General features: G+C 72.1%; 17 protein-coding genes. 10 read left to right on the forward strand and 7 right to left on the reverse strand.

The annotated features are described in order from the left end of the window. Window positions 1–203: 203 nt before the first annotated feature. Window positions 204–1,079, reverse strand: a complete 876-nt coding sequence (locus tag FRCN3DRAFT_RS0221565) for an AraC family transcriptional regulator (protein ID WP_007517271.1) — start codon at window positions 1,077–1,079, stop codon at window positions 204–206. 63 nt (window positions 1,080–1,142) lie between these two features. On the opposite strand from FRCN3DRAFT_RS0221565, the gene FRCN3DRAFT_RS0221570 reads away from it, so the two are divergent. Next, window positions 1,143–1,571 (forward strand): DUF2000 domain-containing protein, encoded by a 429-nt coding sequence (locus FRCN3DRAFT_RS0221570; RefSeq protein ID WP_027140816.1) that lies wholly within the window; start codon window positions 1,143–1,145, stop codon window positions 1,569–1,571. A gap of 165 nt (window positions 1,572–1,736) precedes the next feature. Here the strand turns inward: FRCN3DRAFT_RS0221570 and FRCN3DRAFT_RS0221575 are convergent, their stop codons facing one another. Then, window positions 1,737–2,099, reverse strand: coding sequence for a YybH family protein (locus FRCN3DRAFT_RS0221575; protein ID WP_007517268.1), 363 nt, complete (start codon window positions 2,097–2,099; stop codon window positions 1,737–1,739). Window positions 2,100–2,201: 102 nt separating this feature from the next. Here FRCN3DRAFT_RS0221575 and FRCN3DRAFT_RS0221580 point away from each other — a divergent pair, with 102 nt between their 5' ends. After that, window positions 2,202–3,110, forward strand: a complete 909-nt coding sequence (locus tag FRCN3DRAFT_RS0221580) for a LysR family transcriptional regulator (RefSeq protein WP_007517266.1) — start codon at window positions 2,202–2,204, stop codon at window positions 3,108–3,110. 290 nt (window positions 3,111–3,400) lie between these two features. Further along, on the forward strand, window positions 3,401–4,237 hold the full coding sequence (locus FRCN3DRAFT_RS0221585; RefSeq protein ID WP_007517264.1) for an acyl-CoA thioesterase domain-containing protein: 837 nt from the start codon (window positions 3,401–3,403) through the stop codon (window positions 4,235–4,237). A gap of 52 nt (window positions 4,238–4,289) precedes the next feature. Here FRCN3DRAFT_RS0221585 and FRCN3DRAFT_RS0221590 read toward each other — a convergent pair whose 3' ends face one another. Then, a complete protein-coding gene (locus tag FRCN3DRAFT_RS0221590) occupies window positions 4,290–5,297 on the reverse strand; it encodes an antibiotic biosynthesis monooxygenase (protein WP_232794103.1) in 1,008 nt (335 codons plus the stop codon). 230 nt (window positions 5,298–5,527) lie between these two features. On the opposite strand from FRCN3DRAFT_RS0221590, the gene FRCN3DRAFT_RS0221595 reads away from it, so the two are divergent. Next, the gene (locus tag FRCN3DRAFT_RS0221595) at window positions 5,528–6,094 is read left to right on the forward strand and encodes a nucleoside deaminase (protein ID WP_007517261.1); all 567 of its coding nucleotides are present in this window, start codon (window positions 5,528–5,530) and stop codon (window positions 6,092–6,094) included. A gap of 57 nt (window positions 6,095–6,151) precedes the next feature. On the opposite strand, the gene FRCN3DRAFT_RS49720 is transcribed toward FRCN3DRAFT_RS0221595, so the two are convergent. The 3 genes from FRCN3DRAFT_RS49720 to FRCN3DRAFT_RS0221610 all read right to left on the reverse strand — a co-directional run bounded on the left by FRCN3DRAFT_RS49720 (window position 6,152) and on the right by FRCN3DRAFT_RS0221610 (window position 9,606). Continuing rightward, window positions 6,152–7,288, reverse strand: coding sequence for a phosphotransferase family protein (locus FRCN3DRAFT_RS49720; protein WP_051466333.1), 1,137 nt, complete (start codon window positions 7,286–7,288; stop codon window positions 6,152–6,154). A gap of 91 nt (window positions 7,289–7,379) precedes the next feature. After that, complete coding sequence (locus tag FRCN3DRAFT_RS0221605) at window positions 7,380–8,129, reverse strand: SDR family oxidoreductase (protein ID WP_007517259.1); 750 nt, start codon at window positions 8,127–8,129, stop codon at window positions 7,380–7,382. Beyond that, window positions 8,122–9,606: a DHA2 family efflux MFS transporter permease subunit gene (locus FRCN3DRAFT_RS0221610; RefSeq protein WP_232794104.1), complete on the reverse strand. Its 1,485-nt coding sequence runs from the start codon at window positions 9,604–9,606 to the stop codon at window positions 8,122–8,124. Before FRCN3DRAFT_RS0221610 ends, FRCN3DRAFT_RS0221605 begins: the two co-directional genes overlap by 8 nt. Window positions 9,607–9,919: 313 nt before the next feature. Here FRCN3DRAFT_RS0221610 and FRCN3DRAFT_RS0221615 point away from each other — a divergent pair, with 313 nt between their 5' ends. Continuing rightward, entirely contained in the window at window positions 9,920–10,936 is a 1,017-nt protein-coding gene (locus FRCN3DRAFT_RS0221615; RefSeq protein ID WP_007517255.1) for a sigma-70 family RNA polymerase sigma factor, read from the forward strand. Window positions 10,937–11,085: 149 nt separating this feature from the next. On the opposite strand, the gene FRCN3DRAFT_RS0221620 is transcribed toward FRCN3DRAFT_RS0221615, so the two are convergent. Next, window positions 11,086–11,439: a DoxX family protein gene (locus tag FRCN3DRAFT_RS0221620; RefSeq protein WP_007517254.1), complete on the reverse strand. Its 354-nt coding sequence runs from the start codon at window positions 11,437–11,439 to the stop codon at window positions 11,086–11,088. A gap of 40 nt (window positions 11,440–11,479) precedes the next feature. Here FRCN3DRAFT_RS0221620 and FRCN3DRAFT_RS49725 point away from each other — a divergent pair, with 40 nt between their 5' ends. From FRCN3DRAFT_RS49725 to FRCN3DRAFT_RS51690, 5 genes are all read left to right on the forward strand, one after another. Next, a complete protein-coding gene (locus FRCN3DRAFT_RS49725) occupies window positions 11,480–12,142 on the forward strand; it encodes a TetR/AcrR family transcriptional regulator (protein WP_007517253.1) in 663 nt (220 codons plus the stop codon). 252 nt (window positions 12,143–12,394) lie between these two features. After that, the gene (locus FRCN3DRAFT_RS0221630) at window positions 12,395–13,237 is read left to right on the forward strand and encodes an NAD(+)/NADH kinase (RefSeq protein WP_232794105.1); all 843 of its coding nucleotides are present in this window, start codon (window positions 12,395–12,397) and stop codon (window positions 13,235–13,237) included. Between the two features lie 199 nt (window positions 13,238–13,436). After that, window positions 13,437–15,458, forward strand: a complete 2,022-nt coding sequence (locus tag FRCN3DRAFT_RS0221635; protein ID WP_007517251.1) for an FUSC family protein — start codon at window positions 13,437–13,439, stop codon at window positions 15,456–15,458. A gap of 213 nt (window positions 15,459–15,671) precedes the next feature. Further along, the gene (locus FRCN3DRAFT_RS45605; RefSeq protein WP_007517250.1) at window positions 15,672–16,706 is read left to right on the forward strand and encodes a DUF3592 domain-containing protein; all 1,035 of its coding nucleotides are present in this window, start codon (window positions 15,672–15,674) and stop codon (window positions 16,704–16,706) included. 236 nt (window positions 16,707–16,942) lie between these two features. Next, window positions 16,943–17,074, forward strand: a complete 132-nt coding sequence (locus FRCN3DRAFT_RS51690) for a metal-sensing transcriptional repressor (protein WP_198536015.1) — start codon at window positions 16,943–16,945, stop codon at window positions 17,072–17,074. Window positions 17,075–17,145: the final 71 nt, after the last annotated feature.

Raw genomic sequence — 17,145 nt, forward strand, 5'->3', positions numbered from 1 at the left:
CGGAGGACCACGTTCGGCGACGATATCGGCGGCCCCTGCCTTCAGGCGGTAGGCAAGCTCGGAGACACGTGGGCTCGGCCGTCGGTGACCGCCACACGCCCTTGATCGCCAGCGACGTGTTGCCAGCGTCGTGATTTTGGCGCATTCGCGACGACGGCAACACGTGCGCGGCGATCACGGGGGTGAACGTGGCCGAGGCGGCGCTAGTCGTCCGCTCGGCGCGGCGGGTCCATGGGTGGGAGCGCTCGGGACTCCGCCCGGCCGGTTCCGGTGATCGGCTCCGGTACCACTCCCCTGGCGTAACGCCCGGGCCCGGTCCCCACCAGGCGGGTGAGGTGGCGCGTCAGGTGGGACTGGTCGTAGAACCCAGCCATCGTGGCCGCCTCCGCCGGGCGGTGGCCGGCGAGGAGCAGGCGGCGGGCCAGGTCGAGGCGGCGACCGATCAGGTACTGGTGCGGCGGCAGACCGTACTCCCGCCGGAATGCGCGCACGAGGTGTGCCGGGTGGGCGTTCAGGGCCTGGGCCGCCTCGTCGAGCGACAGGCCCCGCGGCACGCTCCCGTCCAGGAGGTCCCGCAAGCGGCGGGCCACCCCGGAGTCCCGACGGACGGGCGGGTCGCCGAGCCGAGGACGCAGGTGCCCCAGCAGTCGCTCCCTGATCAGCGCGAGCCGGCTCTGCGCCTCGAGCAGCTCATGCGGACGCGCGAGCAGGTTGTGCAACTGGTGGACGCCGTGGCGCAACGCCGCGTCCCGCAGGCTCGGGGCGTCGACCGCCGCGCCGACCAGGCGATCGTCGAGCAGAGCGCGGTCCAGGTACAGGACCCGCTTTCGAAACCCCTCCGGACGGACCGAGCGACCGTCATGGGGGACATCCGGCGGCAGCAGCGTCACGAACGGGGGCACCGCGCCGTGCTCACGCCGATCGAGGTCGTACCGCACAACCCCTTCGTCGATGACGAGCAGGGTCCAGGCGTCATGGGTGTGCGACGGATACGCGTGCTCGGTGAAACGGGCGTGGAAGACCTCGACGATTCCGCTCACCGAGGGCCGCCACGCCGCGATGTCCGAGCGTGCGGCCATGTCAAGAACGTACAAGACACCCGTGCCGGCGCCGGACAGATTGCACCCATGCCCCCTGCACCCATGTCAACAGACGGATCCGTCCCCTTCACCACCAAGATCGCCGTTGTGGTGCGCGATGATCTGGCGACCTGGCAACGGCTCAACGTATGCGCGTTCCTCGTCAGCGGCATCGCCGCCGCGAATCCGGAGCTGATGGGCGAGCCGTACGCCGACGGCGACGGCACGCCGTATCTGCCGATGTTCCGCCAGCCAGTCCTCGTCTTCTCCGGGTCGAAGGAGACCATCACGGCCGCGCATTCCCGTGCGCTGGCACGGGGCATCACGCCGGCGGTCTTCACCTCCGATCTGTTCGCGACCGGGAACGACCGCGACAACAGGGCAGCAGTGCGGGCGGTCCTGCGCGATCGGCTCGACCTGGTGGGCCTCGCCGTCCACGGCCCGCGGAACGCCGTCGACAAGATCCTCAAAGGAGCCCACCTGCATACCTGATCGACGCCAGGTCGACCTACCGCGAGCGGCGGATACAGCCCCGAACGGTTCGGAAAGGCCACAGCCCCGAGCGGTTCGGAAACGCTGACGCCGCCGGCGGTCTGGCGCGGCGGGCCGTGGAGGAGTCCGGACCGTCCTGGAGGCCAGGGCTGGTCCGTCACGCGGTCAGCGGGTCGGTGAGACGAACTCGGGCTGGTCGAGCACCCGCAGCCAGCTGCCGTCGGGCTGGCGCCGGACGACCTGCGCCCGGGCGCCGGCCCCGTCCCCGGGCGGCGTCGAGGTGAGGGCGATGTCGCCGCTGACCAGGGTCGGCAGCGGCTCCTCCGGCTCGAAGCGAGGACGGTTGGCCAGCACCTGTGCCCACAGCGCACGGATCGCCTCCCGGCCCACCGTCTGGCCGCCCGGCGGGTAGGCCAGCACCGCGTTCTCCTCGTAGAGCTCGGCGACTCCGGCCGCGTCACCGGCGTTGGACCGCTCGACGAACAGGCGGGTGATGTCCTCGGGCCGCATGGCCTTTTCGTAGGGCATGTTCCGCTCCTTCCAGGGGTCCGGCTCGTATGCCTCTCAGACTGGTCACTTGCCAGCCAGAAGTCCAACAGATGATTCTTCTGGAAGCTAGAATCTGGAGTCATGGAACTGCGGCAGCTGGAGTACTTCGTCGCGGTCGCCGAGGAGCGGAACTTCACCCGCGCGGCCGAGCGGGTACGGATCAGCCAGTCCGGCGTCAGCGCCCAGATCCGCCAGCTCGAACGCGAGCTCGGCGCCGAGCTGTTCGACCGCTCGGCGCGCGCCGCGACCCTCACCGTCGCGGGCAAGGCCGCGCTGGAACACGCCCGCGCCGCGCTCGCCGCCGCGGCGGCGGTCGACGAGGCGGTCGACGAGGTGACCGACCTGATCCGGGGGCACCTCACCGTCGGCATGGTCTCCGGCTGCACGCTGGCGCCGCTGTTCGACGCCCTCGCCGCCTTCCACCGGGCACATCCCGGCGTGGAGCTCGCACTGCTGGAGGACGGGTCCACCCAGCTCATCGAGGGAGTCCGCACCGGGACGCTCGACCTGGCCCTGGTAGGTACCGCGGGCACCACACCGCCGGGACTGGAGGCGTTCACCATCTTCAGGGACCGCCTCGTGGCCACCGTCCCGGCCGGTCACCCGCTGGCAGTGCGCGCGACACGGGGGTCGGGCGTCGCCCTGCGCGAGGTGTGCTCGTACCCGGTCGTGTGCATGCCGCCCGGCACAGGCCTGCGCACGATGTTCGACCAGGCCCGCGCCGAGCAGCGGATCGAGGCCAGGGTCGCGTTGGAGGCGAGCGCGCCGGACGCCATCGCCGGCCTCGCCGTCCGCGGGCTCGCCGTCGGGATCCTCAGCGACTCGATGGCCGCGTTCTACCAGGATCAGCTCACCGCGCTGACCATCGAGGACGCGCCGGCGCCCGTCCTGCTGTCCCTGGTCTGGCGCACGGCTCACGGTCCGGCGGTGCGCGAGCTGGTCGGGCACACCCGGCGGACGTTCGCCGACCAGGGACCAGGCCCGGCCTGACGGCGGGTCCGCCCGGACCAGCCGACGGTCGGACGAGGACCAGACGGTCGGACGCAGCCTGGACGGTTGGACGAGGGCAACGGTTGGACGCAGCCCGATTAGTTGGACCAAGGCCAAATAATTGACGAAGGCCACACGGCCGGACGAAGGCGGCGCGCGTGGGCGGGTTCCTCCTACGATGCGACTGCGCGTCGCCGCCGGCGACCGGCCCGTGGACGACGTTGCCGCCCTGCTCACCGCGGGTGGTGGTACGCCGTCCGGCGGCCTTCTCCCGCGAATGAGGAACTGCCATGATGATCGATCTGGACCCGGTTCTCGACACGTTGGCGCTCACGCGGGTCGCCGACGACCGCTATCGCGGGGAGAACCTGCCGATCGGCACGGGCGTGGTCTTCGGCGGGCAGATTCTGGCGCAGGCGATCATCGCCGCGCTGGTCGGGCAGGACGGGAAGTCGGTCAAGACGGTCCACACCGTCTTCGCCCGCGGCGGGGTCCCGGACCGGCCCATGGAGATCAGCGTCGACCGCGTGCACGGCGGGCGGACGTTCGCGAGCAGCACCGTGACTTTCAGCCAGGACGAGAAGGTGCGCAGCCGATCGATGGTCCTGCTGTCCGCCGAGGAGCCCGACCTCATCCGGCACGCCGACACCCCGACGCCCGCGCCGTCGCCCGCGCCCACCGAGAAGGCGGTCCGTCGCCTGCAGAGTGTGATCGTCGGCGATGTCGACCTCAACAGCCCCGACCTGGTCGGCCCGCCTGACCTCGACGTGTGGTCGCGCTGGGCCGACGCCCCCGACGACCCCGGGACGAGTCAGGCGCTGATCGCGTTCGCGAGCGAGAGCTTCCTGATCGGGACGGCGATGCGCCCGCACGAGGGGGTCGGCCAGGCACAGGGTCACGTGACGCTGTCGACCGGCGTCATCAGCCACACCATCACGTTCCACCAGGCGTGTGACGCTGGCAGCTGGTTGCTGTCGCGGCTGCACAGCTCATACACGGGCGGCGGACGTGCCTACGGACGCGGCGACATCTTCACCGAGGACGGCCGCCTGGTCGCGTCCTTCGTCCAGGACAGCATGATCCGTGCCATGCAGACGTCCGTGGACGGCTCCCGGCCAAGGTTGTAGGCGCCCAACACCGACGATCCGGCGGACCGCTGACGGCGGGACCGCGGGATCGTCAGCCGACGGTCAACCCGAACACCAGCAGCGAAAGCGCGTAGCAGGCGACCACGAGGGCGGCGCCGACAACCTGCCTGCGCCGGCTCCTCGCCACGCCGGGCAGCAGCCAGAAGGCGAATGTCCGGTTCACCAGCGGCATGAGGATCCAGGTCAGTGCGGCGACGCTCAGGACGTTGCCGAGGAAGAAGACCAGGAATTCGGGTACACCGCCGCCGGCCAGCGCATCGCCGACGGTGACGGTCACTACCATGACCGTCGGGTAGAGCGCGAGCAGGACCATCATCGCCTGTTTCCAGTTCGGCGGCTGCTCCGCCCGGCCGCTGGCGTCGCCGAATCGGAACCAGCCGCTGAAGGAGGAACCCACCTTCCGGACGTCGAAACCGCTGACATGGTCGCGGCCGTCCTCGATCAGGCGGCGCCGGGTGGAGGAGTCCAGCCATTCCTCCAGGTGACGCATCGAGTCGTACCGGAACACGGCGACCCACCGTTCCTGCACGCCGCGAACCGGCTGGAACAACTCGTAGCCCAGGAATCCAGGCGTGGTGGTCTGGACCTTGCGCACCTTCTCCTGCCAGGCGAGGAATGCCCTCTCGTGGCCCGGGCGGACGTCGTGTGCGACTACCGCCGACACGATGTCACGGTCGGGCGGCTCACCCGCGAGGATCTCCTGCCTGCCCGGACCGCTGAACAGGTCACGGCCCTCGTCGAGCAGGCGCCTGCGGTCGGGCGAAGCCAGCCAGTCGCGGAGCTGGGTGACGGTCCCGAACCGGAACACCGCGACCCAGGAACGGTCATTTGCGGACGTGGGTGGGTAGAGCTCCGCGGCCTCGAAACCGGGGCGCCGCCGAGCCGCGTCGTCTGTTCGCTCCTGCCAGCGCAGATAGTCGCGTTCCCGTCCTTCGCGCACGTCGACGATCATGACGGCGGTCGCCGCGCCGCCATCGACATCGGTGCCGACTCCGGTGCCGGAACCGACACCGATGTGACCGTTCCGCGAGTTCTCCACCACGCCGAGAGTAGGCCGACAAAACGAGCCCGGCGACCGCGCCACCCCTTATTCACCATTTTGCGTTCTCAGCGCTCCGACGCCGCGAACGACGCCAGGAACAACGACGCTAGGAACAACGCGGACATGGGTACACCCGAACATTGCAAAGACGCCGCCGGCGCGCGGCGGCACGGTAGTACGACGCGGCGGCACGGCTGTACGACCAGACGGCGGAAATGAGGGCGGAAATGGACAAGCGGGCATTGATGGGCGAGGCGGCGCGGCTGGCGACCCAGTCGGTCCAGAACGGCTGGGGCGGACCGTTCGGTGCCGTGATCGCCAAGGACGGTGACATCATCGCTCGCGGCCAGAACCGTGTCCTGCTGACCGGCGACCCCACGGCGCATGCCGAGGTCGAGTGCATCCGCAAGGCGATCCAGGTACTCAACCCGGACGGCCCGACGATCAGCCCGGACGAGCAGAACCGCACGACACTTCAGCTCGTCCCCCGGCCGCCAGGCTCCCCCGACCTCGTCCCCGAGCGGGCCCGGATGCTGCTCGGCTATTCGCTCTACACCGCCGGCATCCCGTGCCCCATGTGCATGAGCGCCATCTACTGGTCCCGGATCGACGACGTCTATTTCAGCAGCGACCTCGACGCGACCCAGGGAATCGGCTTCAGCGACGCCTTCCAGTACGAGGACTTCAGCCGGCCGCTCGACGACCGCTCGATCCACGTCGAACAGCTCAGCCCCGAGCTGGGCGAACAGGCGTACGCCACCTGGAACGAGAAGCCCGACCGCCATCCGTACTGACCGGACCGCCGGGCACGTTCCCGACAGGCCGGCGCGGCCCCGGCCCGCCCCACAGGATCAGCGGAAGGCGGGGGCGAGCGGCAGTGGCACGGGGCCCCATTCGCGCAGGGTCGCGGCATGGAGTGTGGCGGCGAGCTGGCGCAGGGCGGGTAGCGGGGCGTCCGTCTGGTCGGCGGCCCACCGCAGGCGATGCTGCAGCAGGGCCCGGCGGGTCGGGACGAGGTCATGGCGGGCGGGATCGGCCGGGCGCGGGTCGCCGTCGAGGGCGGCCTCGAGGAACCAGCCGGCGGAGATGAACACCCACGTGAGTGCGGCCTTGACGAGGTCGCGGTCGAAGGTGGAGGTCGTCACGACCGGCAGGGTGGGCGCGAGCGCCGCGCGCCAGTGCTCCAGCGCGGTGGCGGCGACCGGGGCGGGCAGCCGCCAGCCGCACCAGCACGACGGCCAGGGCACCCTCAGGTAGGCGGCGTCCCAGGCGACGTGCCGGTACTCGGCACCCTCGAAATCGATCAGTACCGGGCCGTCGGTCGTGACGATGGCGTTGTCGGGGCAGATATCGCCCGGGGTCATCGCGCCGGGTCGACCGGGATCCGACACGTCGAGGCCGGTGGCGACCGCGTGCAACTCGTCCCAGGCGGCCGGGTTCGCGGCGACGTCGAGCCGGGGCAGCACACGACGCAGCACGGCCACCGTCTGGCCGACCGTCTCCGCCGAGGTGTCGAGGCTCGGCGTTCCCAGCGGGGACAGCGCGGCGAGTTGTTCGGCGAAGGAGTCGCGTAGCCCGGCGGTATCGGCGTGGAACGAGCCGAGCGCCCCTGCCCAGGAGAGCAGGGACGTCTCGGCGGCGCGCGGTGTCGCACCGAGCAGCCGGTCGGCCAGCGTCGGTCCCGTGCCGAGGTCGTCGAGGACCAGCAAGCTCGGATCGGATCCGGCGGCCAGTAGCCGCACGGCCCCTGGAACCGCGCGGGCCGTAAGAAGCCGCAATGCCGCCTCCTCGCGAGCCGCGCCGTCGCCCGCACTCACGGCCGTCTTCACCACCAGCCGGTGGTACCGGCCGTCCCGGCCCTGAGCCGACACGCGCAACACCTGGTTCCGGTTGCTGCCTCTCAGCCGCTCCCCGACCATCACATCGACCACGCCAAGGACGGGTTCCAGCGCGGCCTCGACCGCTCGCCGCATCGCCTCGACGGACACTCCCCCAGCCTTTCAGACCGCGGCCGACCGCGACCCGCGCCTTTGGCCTATGGCCTTTGGCTCGCCGGCTTCGTCGCGGGATTCCCTCGGCCTACGGAGCCAACGCCCTCAGGCCGTCGCCGGTCAGCAGGTAACCGGGCGCGACGGTGGCGGTGTCGGCCCGCACCAGGCCGACCAGGGCGGTCCCGGCGATCTCGGGGGTGAGGGGCTCACCCAGCTGGCGGAGGTAGTCATCCTCGGACTGGCCACCGCGCGCCGCGTAGGCCCGGACCGCGGGGCGCCCGAGGTCGGTCAGTGGCGTCAGCCGGGGAAGCACCGCGGTGAAGGTGATTCCCAGACCGGCGCGGTCCGCCTCGTCGCGCGCGTAGCCGGTGATCAGGCGCTGGGTGGCCTTGGCACCGGCATATCCGCCGCTGAGCGGGGACCCGGCCATCGCGGCGCCGCTACTGACCACGATCACCGTGGCACCAGGCCGCAACGGCCGGAGCAGCGCCTCCCGGAGCCAGTGGAACGCGATCCGGACGTCGGTGTGCCAGTTGGCCGAGAACGTCTCCCAGGTCTGGTGGTGCAGCGGACGCATCAACGGGCTGGCGCCGGCGACCAGAACGACGATCGACGGCTCGTGGCGGTCGAGGAGGCTCCCCGCCGCCGCGGCGTCGGCTGCGTCGGCGACCTCGGTCCGGATGCGGGCGTCGGTGGCGGCGAGCTCCGCCAGCGCCGCGCCGGTGCGGGCGACCGCGACGGTCGGGGCCCCCGCCTGGGCGAAGGCCCGGGCGATCCCCCGTCCCAGGCCCCGGCTCGCGCCGACGACGAGCGTGGTCCGGTCCGACAGGTCACTCATGGCTTCCTCCGGTCGATGCTGTCGGGATCGCGGTGAGGTCGCGGCGACCGGGGACTGCCGCGGCGGCGATGATCCCGACGGCGGAGAACGCCGCCCCGATCCACAGGGCCGCGGTGAAGTGGTCGACGAACGTCCGCGTGGACGTGTAGACGCCGGAGCCCGCGAAGACGGATGCCAGGATCGCGATCCCGAACACGCCGCCGATCTCGCGCACCGCGCTGTTGGTGCCCGACGCGACGCCCATCTCCGAGGCGGGCACCGAGCCGACGACCACGCCCGCGACGGTCGGGAAGCACAGCGATATCCCGACGCCGGCGACGCCGAGCGCCACCGCCAGCCACCGGTAGCTCATCCCCGGTTCGGCGATGGCGGCGATCCAGCCCAGCCCGGCGGCCTGCAGGGCCAGGCCCGCGACCAGGAAGGGACGGTTCCCGAACCGGTCGGCCAGCGCGCCGGCGATGGGCGCGACCACCATCGGGGCGCCCGTCCACGGCAGGGTCCGCAGGCCCGCCGCGAGCGGCGAGTATCCGAGCCCGGTCTGCAAAAACTGCATCATCAGGAACAGCACGCCGAACAGCGACGCGTACATGAAGAAACTGACGCCGTTGGCGGCGTTGAACGCCCGCGACTGGAACAACCGCACCGACAGCATCGGCGTCGCGGTGCGCCGCTCCCACACCACGAACGCCGCGACCAGGACGACGCCTGCTCCGAGCGCGCCGATGGTCTGTCCGCTGTCCCAGCCGACCCGGCTGGAGCGGATCAGGCCCCAGGTGATGCCGAAGAACCCGGCGGCGGCCAGCGCCAGCCCGACGATGTCGAGCTGCGACCGGGGACCGAAGCTCTCGGTAAGGCGTGCCATGGACAGCGGTACCAGCGCCAGGCCGACGGGGACGTTGAGCCAGAAGATCCAGTGCCAGCTGATCCCGCCGACGATGGCGCCGCCCACGACCGGCCCGAGCGCGACCGCCAGCCCGGTGATACCGCCCCACAGCCCGATCGCGGCGCCCCGCCGGTCGGCCGGGAAGGCCTCGCTGATCAGGGTCAGCGTCATGGGCATGACGGCCGCCGCCGCCACGCCCTGCACGCCGCGGGCCGCGATGAGCACGCCGACGCTCGGTGAGAGCGCCGCCGCGGCGGAGGCAAGGGTGAACCCGAGCAGGCCGATCCAGTAGGTCCGCTTGCGTCCGTACCGGTCGCCGAGGGCGGCCCCGGTCAGGAGCGCGACCGCGAACGCCAGGTTGTAGGCGTTCACCGTCCATTCGAGGTCGCCGAGATCGGCGTGCAGGCTAGCCCGCAGCGCGGGCAGGGAGTTGGCCACCACCAGTGTGTCGAGCGCGGTCATGAACACCCCGAGCGAGGCCAGGATCAGCGTCCAGGCCCGGCGCGCCGGCTGGGCGCCCGGCTCGGCGGGCAGTGCGGTCGAAGCAGTGCGGGTGGTCGGGGCCCGGTCGCTCCGGCCTGGGTCCGGCTCCACGCCCGGACCCGGAGCCGGAGCCGGGGCCGGAGCCGGAGCCGGGGCCGGCTCGGCGCCGGGCCCGGTAGTCGTCGATGACACTGACATGTCGCGTCGTTTTCCCTTCGGTCGCGCCCTCGTGGGCGTCCGCACGCCGTCGACCGCCGGGGCCGCCAGGTCGCGCTGCGGTCCGCGGTCGGTGCGGATGCGTTCGAAGGAACAGAACCGGCGCTCGCCGGAAACTGGGCGGCCCGACGGCGACCAGTTCCGCCCACGCCCGGTGTCAGTAGGTGGAGAGGCGACCAGACGGCGGTGGCAGACACGGAGGTGGCAGATGTCGGCGGAACTGCTCCAGCGGGCCCGCGACGGTGACCGCGACGCGTTCGCCGACCTCGTCGAGCCCTACCGCGGCGAACTGGCCGTGCACTGCTACCGAATGCTCGGTTCGCTTCAGGACGCGCAGGACGCGGTGCAGGAGACGCTGCTGTCCGCCTGGCTCGGCCTGGCCGGCTTCGAAGGACGATCGTCGGTGCGGACCTGGCTGCACCGGATCGCCACCAACCGGTGCCTCAACCTGCTGCGCTCGTCCATGCGGCGGCCGACGACCACGTCGCCGCTGCCCGCGCCACCGCCCGAGCCGACCCACCTGGGTCCGGAGCCGACGCACCTGGGTGAGGTCCCATGGCTGCAGCCGTATCCGGACGCCCTGCTGGAGGGGCTGCCCGACGAGGCGCCGGGACCCGAAGCCCAGTACGCCTCCCGCGAGGCCGTCTCGCTCGCGTTCGTCACCGCCGTCCAGCTGCTGCCGCCAAACCAGCGGGCCGTCCTGATCCTGCGAGACGTGCTCGGGTACCGCGCGAGCGAGACCGCCGACCTGCTCGGGCTCACCGGCGACGCGGTCACCAGCGCGCTGCGGCGCGCCCGCGCGACGATGGACCCGGCCCGTTCGCCTGGCCCGCCGCCGCCGGCGCCGCGCAGTCCCGAGGAACGCGCGCTGCTCGACCGCTTCGTCGCCGCCTTCACCGACCTGGACGTCGACGCGCTCGTGGCGCTCATGACGGACGACGCCTGGGTGCGGATGCCGCCGCTGCCGTTCGAGTACCGCGGCCACGAGGCCATCCGCCAGTTCTTCACCGCCATCCGCTCCCGCCTGCGGCGGATCGACCACCTGGTGCCTGTGCGCGCGAACGGTCAGCCCGCGTGGGGCGAGTACCTGCGCGATCCGGTCACCGGCGGCCTACACCTCGCCGGGATCATCGTGATCGATGTCGCCGGTGACCTGATCTGCGAGCTCACCCGCTTCGAGACGACGGTCGCCCCGTACTTCGGCCTGCCCCGAACCCTCGACTAGGGCGCCTTCACCCAGCGTTGACCCAGCCGCACCACCGCGCCACGGGCCGATCTTCGAGGCACCGACCGACCGGCGTTGCTGTGGATGACTGTGCCCACTCCTCACATCCCACAGGTCGCCGCCCGCTTCGGCGCGCTCAGCGGTATCGGTCAGGCCGTGACGGCGCGCAGCACCGCGACGACTACGGCGAGCGCGCCTACGGCGATCGGCGGTGCCAGGGCCGCCCCCAGAAACCGCGCCCGCAGGTGCAACACGACGGCGCCGGCCATGAGCAGCGCTGCGCCGACGGCCGCGGCGATGCCGAGGGGCGCCCGCCACAACCCGGCCACCAGGCCGACGGCGGCGAATGCCTCCGGGAGACCGACCGCGGTCCACAACCGCGGCGACACGCCGAGGCGGTCACGCAGCAGCAACGTCTGCTTGTCTGGATTGGCCTTGCGGACCGTGGACTGTGCCATCACGGCGGCGAGAAGCACGGACAGCACGGCGGTGAGAACGAACATGGAAGACCCTTCGCTATAGTGGCGGTGAAATGAGGTGAGCATGACTGTAGCGAAAAAATCGCGGCCTTACCATGCCCCGCGACGGGCAGAGCAGGCCGCGGCGACCCGAGACGCGATCATTTCGGCCGCGTCGGCGTTGTTCGCCGAGCACGGGTACGCCACCACCACGATCGCGGCGATCGCGAAGCGCGCCCGGGTCACGCCGAAGTCGGTCTATGCGGTGGCCGAGAAACCTCAGCTGCTACTGCTCGCCGTCGACCGGGCAATCGTCGGCGACGACGAGCCGGTCGCGCTGGCCGACCGGCCCGAGATGCAGGCGCTGTTCGCCACTCGCGATCCGGAGGCGCAGGCCCGGCTCGCCGCTCGGATCGGAGCGCCGACCCTGCTGCGGCTCTACCCGATCTACCGCGCGTTCGAGCAGGCCGCCGTCACCGACCCAGCGCTGCGCGAGGCGTGGCGCGAATCCCAGCGCCAGCGCCACGCCGACGTGCGGCGGGTCGTCGGTGCCGTGGCCGAGGCCGGCGGTCTGCGGCCCACCCTGTCCGTCGACGACGCCACCGACACGCTGTGGGCGCTTGTGGGCTGGCACGCGGTCGCGCTGCTCGTTGAGGAACGCGGTTGGGACCTCGCCCACCTCACCCGCTGGCTCGAAGATGTCTTCGTGTCATTGCTCGGCCCGGCGTCTGAGGGCAACCCCCGCTGAGGACGGCGTGGACGGCGTCGTCCTACCCGCGCTCGCCGCCCTCCCCAACCAGATCACGCCGCTGATCGTCTGGGACGCGCGAGAGAGGCAGCGTTCCTGGAAGGCTGTTGGGCGGCCCGCCGCGATCGTCAGCAGAATGAGGCTGGGCCGCGGCTGTACGCGGCCGTGGGACCGGTGGCGGCGAGGAGCGGAGCGAAGCGGATGCACACGGTGGGGATCGTGCTGCACCCTCTTCGCGACTCGTCTGAAGCGGTGACCGCCATCGTTGACTGGGCCGCCGGCCGCGGTGCCCAGGTGCTCGGCGTCGAGGAGGAGATCCGGCGGTTGGGATGCGCCGCCCTTCCGGTGCCGGCGGCGGAGCTGGGCGGTCGCAGCGACTTGATCGTCAGTCTCGGCGGCGACGGCACGATGCTGCGGGCGATGCGGCTGGCCGACGGCGGACACGCGCCCGTGCTCGGCGTCAACCTCGGCAGGCTGGGCTTCCTGGCCGAGGTCGACGTACCCGACCTGCCCGACGCCCTGTCCGCGATCGACCAACATCTGTACACGGTCGAACCGCGGCTCGCGGTCGACGCCGAGGTGCACGGCGAGACGGTCACCGCGTTCAACGACGTCGCGGTCGTACGGGTACCCGGTCACGGCATCGCCGCGGTCTCCCTGCTGGTCGGCGGCCGGCCGTTCGTCAGCTACGCCGCCGACGCGGTGGTCGTCGCCACACCGACCGGATCGACCGCCTACAGCTTCTCCGCCGGGGGGCCGATCGTCAGCCCGTCGGTCGAGGCGCTGCTCGTCACCCCGGCGGCGCCGCACTCGGCGTTCAACCGCGGGCTCGTGCTGTCGGTGCAGGACGCGCTGGCTCTGGACGTTCTGCCGACGAGTGGCCGGCTCGCGGTCGAGGTCGACGGCCGCGTGTCCGGCTACGTCGAGCCGGGCGCGTGCGTCATCCTGCATCCACGGCCCGCCGCGGCGCACGTCGTCCGCCTCGGCCGGACGACGTTCTACGAGCGCGCGCAGCGCAAGCTGCGGCTGATGGGATCAGCCGAGGTCGAGCCTGCGCCGGCCCGGCCGCGCGACGGCCGTTCCACACCGTCATGATCCGCTGACCCGCTGACCCGGCCGGGACATCGACACGTCCCACGCGGGGTGGCGACGCAGGGCCGGGTAACCCGAGGTGTCGCTGCTCTCGTCGACCCCGCCATGCGCCTGAACGCCGGTTCGCCGCGGCCAGGCACCGCGGTCGACTGGCCGGGCTGGGGAATGCTTGCGGTGTGGTGCCGAGCCCTGCCGCCGCCTCATGACGAGCGACCCGCCCCGGCCGCCGGTTCCCGCGCCCGCTGGCCCGAGCCGGATCGGCGCGGTGTTCGGCGTCGCCCGCCCCCGCGGACGGCTGCGGATAGCCGTGGTCTGCGCGGTCGCGTTCGCCGTGCCGTTGACCGTCGGTGAACTTGCCGGAAAGCCGCAGGCCGGACTTCTGGCGACGTTCGGCGCCTTCTCCGCCGCGTACTTTCCGGACGCGGCCCTGGCCTTCCGGGCCCGGGCGCTACCGGTGATCGGCGTTGGCCTCGCCCTGTCCGCCGCGATCGGGGTGACGGCGGCGGGAGCCAGCTGGACGATCGCGGTGGGGATCTCCGGACTGGCGGCCTTGGCGACGCTACTCGTGCGCGCGTTCGACGTGCCCGCGCCCGGGGCATACCCGTTCGTCATCAGCTGTGCCGTGGCGACGCAGCTTCCGCAGGACGTCGAGCAGCTCGGCGAACGCGTCGCACTCACGCTGGCCGGTGCCGGTTTCGCCTGGCTGCTGACGATATCCGCGTCGTTCCCGGACCGGCACGGGCCGGCGCGGCGGGCAGCCGCGAAGGCCCTGACCAGCCTCGCCGACATGCTGGAGGCGATCGGTACGCCGGACTACGACTCCGCGCGGCACAACGCCGCGCAGGCCGTTCGCCTTCTCAGGACGGTGCTCAGGGAAGGCTCAGGGCAGGACAGGAGCAGGCGAGCGCTGTCGACGGTGGCATACGGGGCGCAGCACGTGTTCGACGCGGCAGTCTCCTACGCGACCACGACCCGGGAACCGGTCCCACCGGTTCTCCCCGCGACCCTGCGTGAACTGGCCGCCGGGATCCAGGTCGGCGCCGGTGGCACCGGTGCCACCGGCGCCGACCTGGTCGACCAGAAGCGGGACCGTGCCGATCTGCCAGGTGTGGGAACGTCGGCCTCGAGGGCGCGGGCTGGCCTCTGCGCGGCCGTCGCCGGGCTGGCTCATCCCGCGCCGGACCGGCCGTCGGACCGACCGCCGGCCCCACTGCTGCCCTCCGCCCGGGCCGAGCGGCGCCGGCGGCTGGACCGGGAGGCGTTGGCCTGGCCGCTGGCGGCCCGGGCCGGTCTGGCCGGGCTCGTCGCGGCGGCGCTGGCGATCGCCGCCGGGGTGGACCACCCCTACTGGGCTCCGGCCGCCGCGGCCACGGTGGTGCAGGGGACGACCGTCCGCTCCGCCGGCCGGCGGTCACTGCAGCGAGCCGCGGGCACAGCCATCGGAGCGGTGGTCGCGCTGGGCATCCTCAGCGTCCAGCTGCCCGCCTGGTGGCTGATCGTCATGATCGCCGTGTTGGAGGGGGCCGCCCAGATCCTCATGGCCGCGAACTACGCACTGGCCACGGTGCTCATCACACCACTGGCCCTGATCCTCGTGGAGTTCGCCAGACCGGGCACGCCCCCAGCCGAGCTGGTCGCGCCACGACTGCTGGACACGCTGCTGGGATGCGCCGTCGGCCTTGTCGTCGTCCTGCTGCTCTGGCCGCACGCCGCCGAACGCAGGCTGCCGAGAGCACTGGCGAACTCCCTCGACGCTACCGGCGACCTGCTCGTCCTTCGGCTCACGGCAGGCGGTAAGAACCCAGGCGACGCCAGTCGCGCGACGGGAGTCGCCGCTGCCCGTGAACGGCTGGAAATGGCCCTCGCGCGGATGACCGCCCTGCATGTCGACGCCGAGGACGAGCGGATACGCGGACCACGGACGGCCGACCTGCTCTGGCCCGCTGTGGTCGCCGCCCGCCGGCTCGGCTATCTGGTGCTGGCCGATCCGGCCGGTCTCCACGGGCCGCTGCCCGCCGGACCGGCCGCCGTCCGCGCCGCGTTCCAGGCGTGCGCCGACGCGATGACCGGCCGGCCGGGGGCCAGTCGTCCGGGGGCCGGCGAGGACCCGATGTCCGCGCTGCCCGCCTTCACCCCCCTGCGGACCGAGTTCGCCGCCCTGGCCGAGGCGGTGACGGCCGCCCGCGCGGCCGGAGCGCTACCCCCGCCCGGTCCGCGTTCCTGACCCGGTCGAAAAGAGCCGATACGTACTCGGGTTCGAACGGCGTGCACTCCCAGCTAAGCCCTCAGCCGATGCAGATCCGACCGCCTGTCACCCGTGTGCATGCCACCATCCTGGCCACTTGTCCGGTATCAGCCGCAGCACCATCGTTCCTGATCGGTGTGCCGGGAAGTCTGGTCGGCGGTCTGGTTCGGATGCTGACTCCTGGAGGCCCGGATGGCCGGCACGTTTTCCTCCGACAGGGCTCCCAGCGAAACGGCTCCCGGCGACGCGGGATACCCGGGCGGCCCTCGGAGCTGGTGGCGCCCCGAGACACGGGTCGCGGTGCTCGCGCTGGCCACGGCCCTGGTCGCGGCGGTGGTGGTTGCTGGTTTCTCCTGCCGGGGCCTCTGGGCCTACCACCACGCGCGCGCCCGGGCGACCGCGCAGGCGAACGGCACGATCACGGCCGTCAGCTCGGATGGGACGATCCGGCTCCGCTGGACCGATGGCGCGGGTGTGGCCCACACACGGTCGGTCGACGTCGACGGCCCCCGTGCGGTCGGCGAAAAGATCCGCATCGCATACGACCCGGCGGCGCCCGCTCGGATCTTCCCCGCGGACTCCGGGGACACCTCCGCCATCACGCGCTATTACCTCGAGCTTGCGGGCGCGGTCATCCTGGCCGTCCTCTATTCGCTCGTATGGACGGCCCGGTTGCTGCGGCTGCGGTCAACCGGCCAGCCAGGCCGGCCCGCGGCGGCGACCCTCTGGTCGGGCAAGGCATCCATGTTCAGCCGTAGTCCAGGCGCCGGCCCGAGCACCTGGCTCCGCCTCATCGAATCTCCGGGTTCGCCCCACCGCGGGGAACGAGAACTCGGATGGCAGCGGGTCATGTGGAACCCCGCGCTCGAACGACTCGAGCCGAGGACTCCCGTCACGCTGTCCGGCTCCATGACCACTCGCAGCCTGCTCGCGATCACGCTGCCCGACGGCACCCGGCTGTTGTCCATCGGCCGTCTGCGCCGTCGGCGACCGGACTGGCGATGGAACCTCGACCGCAGGCCGGCCGCCGACGGCCGGGCCTTCAAGCACCGTCGAGTCGTACCCGCGCTCTCCTGGGCGCTGCTCGGCGCGACGACCGGCGGGGTCGCCGTCGGTCTCGTGTCCGGGCACTGGATGTACGCCCCCCTTGGCGTCATCGTCGGCGCCGCGTATCTCGTGAACGCCTGGGCGCTCACCGGCGGCGCGCCCAGACTGCCGCTCCTCTGATCCCCGGCTACCCACGCTGTCTGGCCCATCACGCATGACCGGTATAGGCCGCGGTCTGCCTCTACGGGCAGCTCCGGCTGTTCCGCGAGGAGGTCATGCCGCTGGTCCGGCGCAGGCGGCGGTCCCGGTCGCGCAGTCGGCGCTGTGCCAGTCCCCTGCCGAGTAGAACAGCGTGAACGTCCCGTCGCGGGCGAGCATCGCGGGGCCTTCGATGACGCCGTGCTGCCACGGCAGGTGTGGTCACCCAGCTCGCCGCGGTCTCCCGCGCTCTCGACCGCGCGGGATTCAAGATCGTCGCTAGCGGCATGCGTCAGTGCATGACGGCCAGTGCCACCGACACTGCGCCCATGACCGAAGCCGAACTTTAAAAAGCTCTTCCTCGCACTGGCCTGACACCGGACCAGCCGCCTCGCCGAGCATCGCGATTTTCGCGGCGTCA

Origin of the sequence: Pseudofrankia saprophytica, from assembly GCF_000235425.2 — a bacterium.
In the GTDB taxonomy this organism is placed as follows: domain Bacteria; phylum Actinomycetota; class Actinomycetes; order Frankiales; family Frankiaceae; genus Pseudofrankia; species Pseudofrankia saprophytica.